At 73.4% G+C, this 6,931-nt stretch carries 8 protein-coding genes; 7 read left to right on the top strand and 1 reads right to left on the bottom strand.

Annotated features, from left to right (window positions below):
* The first annotated feature begins 136 nt into the window (after nucleotides 1-136).
* The 7 genes from alr to tsaD all read left to right on the top strand — a co-directional run bounded on the left by alr (nucleotide 137) and on the right by tsaD (nucleotide 6,333).
* Complete coding sequence (gene alr / locus ETD96_RS38385) at nucleotides 137-1,261, top strand: alanine racemase (RefSeq protein ID WP_138641404.1); 1,125 nt, start codon at nucleotides 137-139, stop codon at nucleotides 1,259-1,261.
* 11 nt (nucleotides 1,262-1,272) lie between these two features.
* Nucleotides 1,273-2,361 (top strand): alpha/beta fold hydrolase, encoded by a 1,089-nt coding sequence (locus tag ETD96_RS38390; protein WP_138641405.1) that lies wholly within the window; start codon nucleotides 1,273-1,275, stop codon nucleotides 2,359-2,361.
* 35 nt (nucleotides 2,362-2,396) lie between these two features.
* Nucleotides 2,397-2,828: a tRNA (adenosine(37)-N6)-threonylcarbamoyltransferase complex ATPase subunit type 1 TsaE gene (gene tsaE / locus ETD96_RS38395; RefSeq protein ID WP_138641406.1), complete on the top strand. Its 432-nt coding sequence runs from the start codon at nucleotides 2,397-2,399 to the stop codon at nucleotides 2,826-2,828.
* 125 nt (nucleotides 2,829-2,953) lie between these two features.
* Nucleotides 2,954-4,096, top strand: a complete 1,143-nt coding sequence (locus ETD96_RS38400) for a hypothetical protein (RefSeq protein WP_138641407.1) — start codon at nucleotides 2,954-2,956, stop codon at nucleotides 4,094-4,096.
* Between the two features lie 46 nt (nucleotides 4,097-4,142).
* Nucleotides 4,143-4,811 carry a tRNA (adenosine(37)-N6)-threonylcarbamoyltransferase complex dimerization subunit type 1 TsaB gene (tsaB, locus tag ETD96_RS38405; protein ID WP_138641408.1) on the top strand — a complete coding sequence of 223 codons (669 nt, stop codon included), beginning with the start codon at nucleotides 4,143-4,145 and terminating at the stop codon, nucleotides 4,809-4,811.
* A complete protein-coding gene (gene rimI / locus ETD96_RS38410) occupies nucleotides 4,808-5,299 on the top strand; it encodes a ribosomal protein S18-alanine N-acetyltransferase (protein WP_138641409.1) in 492 nt (163 codons plus the stop codon). Before tsaB ends, rimI begins: the two co-directional genes overlap by 4 nt.
* Entirely contained in the window at nucleotides 5,299-6,333 is a 1,035-nt protein-coding gene (gene tsaD / locus ETD96_RS38415) for a tRNA (adenosine(37)-N6)-threonylcarbamoyltransferase complex transferase subunit TsaD (RefSeq protein ID WP_171069437.1), read from the top strand. The genes rimI and tsaD overlap by 1 nt, the downstream gene beginning before the upstream one ends.
* Before the next feature lie 277 nt (nucleotides 6,334-6,610).
* On the opposite strand, the gene ETD96_RS38420 is transcribed toward tsaD, so the two are convergent.
* The coding region (locus ETD96_RS38420; RefSeq protein WP_171069438.1) for a phosphotransferase at nucleotides 6,611-6,931 on the bottom strand (321 nt) is incomplete at its 5' end.

Genomic DNA, 6,931 nt, shown 5'->3' on the forward strand with positions numbered 1-6,931 from the left:
AGGCGCCGAATCCCCCATAAGCGCCCACGACGTCATCACCTCCCTCCCCGCCGCCTTCCGCACCATCACCCGGTAACCACACACCACCTGTGCGACGGTGCGCGGACATGGGGTCTTGAGCGGCACACTTAGAGTCATGAGGGTTCCTGCGGAGGCGCGTGTTGATCTGGGCGCCATCGGCGACAACATCGGGCTGCTGCGCGAGCGGGCGCGGGGGGCCGAGGTCATGGCGATGGTGAAGGCCGAGGCGTACGGGCACGGGCTGGTCGAGGCGGCGGGGGCGGCGCTCGCGGGCGGTGCGTCGTGGCTCGGGGTCGCGAAGCTGGCCGAGGCGCTGCGGCTGCGGGACGCCGGTGTCACGGTCCGGACGCTGGTGTGCATCGGGGTGCCCGGGGAGCCGTATGCGGAGGCCGTCGCGAAGGACGTCGACCTCACCGTGGGGGCGGTCTGGCTGCTGGACGAGGTCGTCCGGGCGGCGGAGCGGGCCGGGCGGCAGGCGCGGATCCATCTGAAGGCCGACACGGGCATGACCCGGGGCGGGGCGAGCGGTGCGGACTGGGAGGCGCTGGTCGACGCGGCGCTGAAGGCGGAGGCCGCCGGGCAGGTGCGGGTCGTCGGCGTCATGTCGCACTTCGCCTGCGCGGACGAGCCCGGCCATCCGTCGATCGCGGCGCAGCTCGGCGCGTTCACCGAGATGGCGGCGCACGCGGAGAAGGCGGGCGCGCGGTTCGAGGTCCGGCACATCGCCAATTCGGCGGCGGCGCTGACCCTGCCGGAGGCGCGGTTCGACCTCGTCCGTCCCGGGATCGCGACCTACGGGCTGACGCCGGTGCCCCGGCTCGGGACGTTCGGGCTGCGCCCGGCGATGACGCTGGTGGCGGACGCGGCCCTGGTCAAGCGGGTCCCAGCAGGCCGCGGAGTGTCGTACGGTCACACCTACACCACGCGAGCGGCCGCCAACCTGGCCGTGGTGCCCGTCGGGTACGGCGACGGGATCCCCCGGAACGGGTCCAATCTCCTGGAGGTCCTCGCGGGTGGGCGCCGCAGGACGATCGCCGGGCGGGTCTGCATGGACCAGTTCGTCATCGACCTCGGCGACGACCGGCTGGCGGCGGGTGACGAGGTCATCCTGTTCGGGCCGGGCGACCGCGGCGAGCCGACCGCGCAGGAGTGGGCGGACGCCTTGGGCACGATCTCCTATGAGATCGTCACCCGCATCGGGTCCCGGGTGCCGAGGGCGTATCCGGGACGGGCGCTGTAGGGGGCGCGTGCATGGACAGCAGGAGCAGACGCAGGATCGGCCTGGCCGGGGTCGTCGCGGGCGCCGGCGCGGCGGGCGTGGGCGCGGCCGTCGGGCTGCGGCGCTTCGCGGTGGGCCGGGTGCGGCTGCGGCCCGACCCGGACGCCGGTGAGCCGTTCGGCGAGCTGCGCGGGCGGGAGCTGACGGTCGAGGCCGCCGACGGCGTCCCGCTGCACGTCGAGGTGGACGGCCCCGACGACGCCGGCCTCACCGTCGTGTTCTGCCACGGCTACACCCTCAACCAGGACTCGTGGCACTACCAGCGCCGCGACCTGCGGGGCCTGGTGCGGATGGTCTTCTGGGACCAGCGCAGCCACGGCCGGTCGGGGCGCAGCGCGCCGGTGCGGGCGACGATCGAGCAGACCGGCGACGACCTGCTCGCGGTGCTGGAGGCGACGACGGGCCCGGAGGAGCGCGTCGTCCTCGTCGGGCACTCCATGGGCGGCATGTCGATCATGGCGCTGGCGGAGCGGCATCCGGAGGTGTTCGAGCGGCGGGTCGCGGGCGTGGCGCTGGTCAACACCTCGTGCGGCGAGCTGGCGGAGATGACGCTCGGGCTGCCGCTGGTGCTGGCGAAGGCCGTCCGGCCGCTGGCGCCCGGGGCGCTGCGCGGTCTCGGCCGCCGCGCCGAGCTGGTGGAGCGGGCCCGCGGGCTCGGCGCCGACCTGGCGTTCGTCGTCACGCGGAAGATGGCGTTCGCCGACAAGTACGTCAGCCCGTCCGTCGTCGACTTTCTGGAGCAGATGATCCGGGCGACGCCGATCGACGTGATCGCGGAGTTCTATCCGGCGCTGATGGGCCACGACAAGACGAGCTGCCTCGGCGTCCTCGGCCGGGTGCCGGTGCTGGTGCTGGCCGCCGGGCGGGACCGGCTGACCCCGGCCGAGCACTCCCGCCGCATCGCGGCGGAGCTGCCGGACGCGGAGCTGGTGGAGGTGGAGGAGGCCGGGCACGTGCTGCCGCTGGAGTACCCCGGCGTGGTGACCGGCGGGCTGCGGCGGCTGATCGCCCGGGTCCGCCCCGAGGAACGTCCCGAGCAGGAGGAGGAGCGAACCGCGTGAAAGCGTTTACCGTCACCGTCCCGACCGCGGCGGACATGCACGAACTGGGGCTGCGCCTCGCCGCGCGGCTCCGGGCGGGCGACCTGCTCGTGATGACGGGCCATCTCGGCGCGGGCAAGACGACGCTCACGCAGGGGATCGGCGAGGGGCTGAAGGTGCGGGGGCCGATCACCTCGCCCACGTTCGTCATCGCGCGGGTGCATCCCTCGCTCGCCGGCGGCCCGTCGCTGGTGCACGTGGACGCCTACCGACTGGGCGGTTTCGCGGAACTCGACGATCTGGATCTTGATGCGTCGATGACGGAATCGGTGACGATCGTGGAATGGGGAGAAGGGCTCGCGGAGGGCCTTGCCGAGGACCGGCTGGAAGTGATCATTTCGCGCGGTGACGGGCCCGGCGAGGAACGCGAAGTAAGGATCGTCGGGGTCGGTCATCGCTGGTCCGACCTGGAACTCGACGCCGGATGACCGGCTGAGGGCAACTTCTCCGTTTTTTGCCAACCGGGGTGGTCCACTTTACGGCTACATGTCGTACTCTTTGCCGGAACAAGCCTCACTTACGACATATCGATTCTCAACGGGAGTGGGAACCGGTGAGTGGTAGCCATCGCAGCGGTAGTGACCGCGACAGCTACCGCGGTTCGGGCGGTGGCCAGGGGCCAGGCGGCGGTTACCGGCCGGACGGCGGTGGATACGGCACGGGCGGCTACGCCGCGTCCGGCTCCGGTTCCGGCGCCCATGAGTCGGGCGGCTACGGGTCCGGCGGCTACGGGCCGGGGCAGACGGGGAGCGGTCCCTACCAGAGCGACAGCGGCCCCTACCAGCGCGAGACCGGCCCCTACCAGACCGGGAGCGGCGGCTACCCGTCCGAAACCGGTGGCTACCGCTCCGACACCGGCGGGTACCGGACGGCGGGCGGCAGCGGAGCGGGCGGCCGGCGCGACACCGGCGGCTACCGCTCCGACAGCGGCGGGTACCGCTCGGACACGGGCGGCTACCGCTCGGCCAGCGGCGGGTACCGCACCGGCAGCCACCGGGTGGCGCGCGACGGCCGCGGCGGACGGCGCTGGGCCGCGATCCTCGGCGGCGTCGGCGCCGGCATCGCCGTCTGCGTCCTCGCGGTGGTCGTCGTCCTGACCGGCGTCGGCGCGAGCGGCGACAAGGAGGGCGGCCAGATCGTCGGCAGCGGCGCCACCGAGAGCTCCCCGACGGCGAAGGGCGAGCGCAGCGTCGTCCCCGACGCCTGCACGATCGTCGCCCAGGACCTCATCGACCGGCTCGCGCCGGGCTCCGAGCGCACCCAGGCCGACAACTACCAGAGCAACGAGCGGCAGAACCAGTGCGTGTGGGGCGCCTACGCGGGCGACACCAAGCGCCAGCTCACCGTCGAGCTCCGCGCGATCGCGGGCGACGCGGGCCGGACGCCCACGGACGCCGCGAGCAGGACGCTCATCTCCGAGCGCACCGCCGACGAGTCCGGCAAGGCGCTGCTGCCCGGGCAGAAGCTCACCGACAAGACCCGGACCAAGGACGTCGGCGACGACGGCTACATCGTCTACAGCGTGGACAAGGGGCAGGGGTCCGGCGAGGCCGTCGGCAACATCCGGCTCGCGAACGTCCTCGTCACGATCCACTACGCGGGCTCCGACGACGGCGACCCGCTCTCGTCCGGGGCGGCCACCGGTGGGGCCACCGAGGTCGCCAAGACCGTGATCCAGGCCCTCGAACAGGGCTGACCGTCCGAGGCCACGGCCCGCCGCCTGACCGGTAGGCTTACAACCCGTGCTGGTCTTGGCTTTCGATACCGCGACCGCCGCGGTCACCGTGGCGCTGTACGAGTGGATTCCGGGTGAGGGCGCCGTACCGCGCGGCACCGCCGAGGCCGTCGACCGGCGCAGACACACCGAACTGCTCACACCGTCCATCGCGCAGGTGATGGCGGAGGCCGGAGCGGTTCCCGAAGACCTCAGCGCGATCGCCGTCGGCGTCGGGCCCGGCCCCTACACGGGGCTGCGCGTCGGGCTGGTCACCGCCCGCGCCATGGGGGAGGCCCTGAGCGTCCCCGTGCACGGGGTCTGCACGCTGGACATCATCGCCTGGGCCACCGGACGGGACGAGCCGTTCGTCGTCGCCACCGACGCCCGCCGCAAAGAGGTCTACTGGGCGCGGTACGACTCGGCACGCGCGCGCGCCACCGAACCCGCCGTGGGCCCGCCGTCGGACGTTCCCGAGGGGCTGCCCGTCGTCGGCGAGGGCGCCGCCCTCTACCCCGACGTCCTGGGCGAATCCGGCCACGAGCCCCTGCTGCCGTCCGCCGGCGCCCTCGCGGAGCTGACCGTCGCCCGCCTGGCCGGGCTCAAGGTCCCCGAGCTCCTCCCGCCGGAGCCGCTCTACCTGCGCCGCCCCGACGCGAAGGAGCCGGGGCCCCGCAAGAAGGTGACCCCGGCATGACCGGTGTCGTCCTGCGACCGATGACCGACGCCGACCTGCCGGCCGTCCACCGGCTGGAGGAGGCCCTGTTCCCCGAGGACGCCTGGAGCGAGGAGATGCTCCGCGGCGAACTCTCCGAGCAGCCGCGCACCCGCCACTACGTCGTCGCCGAGGAGCCCGGCGGCGAGATCGTCGGGTACGCGGGCCTCGCCGCCGCGGGCGGGCAGGCCGATGTGCAGACCATCGGGGTGCGCGCCGACCGGCGCAAGGACGGCATCGGTGCGGCGCTGCTCACCGCGCTGCTGAACGAGGCCGTCCGCCGCAACAGCGAGGCGGTGTTCCTGGAGGTCCGCGCCGACAACGACGCCGCGCACCGCCTCTACGAGCGGTTCGGCTTCGTCAAGGTCGGCCTCCGCAAGCGCTACTACCAGCCCTCCGACGTGGACGCGATCGTGATGAGCCGCCCGCTCACCCGCCGTCCGCCGATGGGCTTCAACCGGGAGAACTGATGATTCGGGACGAGCCGCTGGTGCTCGGCATCGAGACCTCCTGCGACGAGACCGGGGTCGGGATCGTGCGCGGGCACACGCTGCTGGCGGACGCCATCGCCTCCAGCGTCGACCAGCACGCCCGGTTCGGCGGCGTCGTGCCGGAGGTCGCCTCGCGCGCCCACCTGGAGGCGATGGGGCCGACCGTCGAGCGCGCGCTCGCGGACGCCGGCGTCACGTTCGCCGACGTGGACGCGTTCGCCGTCACCGCCGGGCCGGGCCTGCCGGGCGCGCTGATGGTCGGCGTCGCCGCCGCGAAGGCGTACGCGCTGTCGCTGGGCAAGCCGCTGTACGGCGTCAACCACCTGGCCGCGCACGTCTGCGTCGACCAGCTCGAACACGGCCCGCTGCCGAAGCCGTGCGTGGCGCTGCTGGTGTCGGGCGGCCACTCCTCGATCCTGCTCGTCCCGGACGTGACGGATGAGGTCCACTCGCTCGGCAGCACGGTCGACGACGCGGCGGGCGAGGCGTTCGACAAGGTCGCGCGGGTCCTCGACCTCGGCTTCCCCGGCGGCCCGGTGATCGACCGCATGGCCCGCGAGGGCGACCCCGCCGCGATCGCGTTCCCGCGCGGCAAGTACAAGGACGGCACCTACGACTTCTCGTTCTCCGGCCTGAAGACGGCGGTGGCCCGCTGGGTCGAGGCCAAGGAGCGGGCGGGCGAGCCCGTCCCGATCGCGGACGTGGCCGCGTCCTTCCAGGAGGCCGTGGTCGACGTCCTGACGCAGAAGGCGCTGAAGGTCTGCAAGGACAACGGCGTCCGCGACCTGCTGATCGGCGGCGGCGTCGCGGCGAACTCCCGCCTGCGCGCCCTGGCCGCCGAACGCTGCGAGGCCGCGGGCGTCCGCCTCCGCGTCCCCCGCCCGAAACTCTGCACCGACAACGGCGCGATGGTCGCCGCCCTGGGCTCGGAACTCGTCGCTTCAGGCCGCCACCCGTCCGACCTGGAACTACCGGCGGACTCCAGCCTCCCCATAGAGACCATCACGCTGTAACACCCAGGGGCCCCCACCCCTGGAACCCCGGTCACGACGCAGGCGATCCTCGCGCTGTGTTCTCCCAGGGGGGCGACCCCCTGGAACCCCCGTTACGACGCAGGCGATCCTCACGCCGCCGTTGCGATCTGGAGTGCCCGTGCGGGTGTGCGTGGCGTCGCTGCGGTCGCCTGCGTCGGCGGGTCGTGCGGCCTCCGGGCGCTAGGGCGCCCTCCGGCCGCCCGACCCGTGGCCGCCCGTCCCGTGGTCGCCGGTTGAGGTTCAGCGTGCTCTTTCTTCAACATTCTGGGAGGAGCTTGGCCAGGTAGTCCTCGTAGAGGGGGACGTGGGCCTCGTCCAGGACGCGGTCGTCGTCTTCGGGGAGGAGGTCGAGGAGGCTGCGGACGTCCCAGTACGGGTCGTGGGCGTGGCCGCCGGAGACCTGGTCGAAGGTGGCGCGGAAGCGGTCCGCGACGGACGGGCCGTAGCGGAGGGCCAGGCCGCGGCGCATGCGGGCGATGTCGACCGAGACGGGGCCGGACGAGGCGTCCGACCAGTCGACGACGCCGGTGAGCTTGCCGTAGGACCACAGCGTGTTGTCGGCGTGGTAGTCGCGGTG

The organism is Actinomadura geliboluensis, from assembly GCF_005889745.1.
In the GTDB taxonomy this organism is placed as follows: domain Bacteria; phylum Actinomycetota; class Actinomycetes; order Streptosporangiales; family Streptosporangiaceae; genus Spirillospora; species Spirillospora geliboluensis.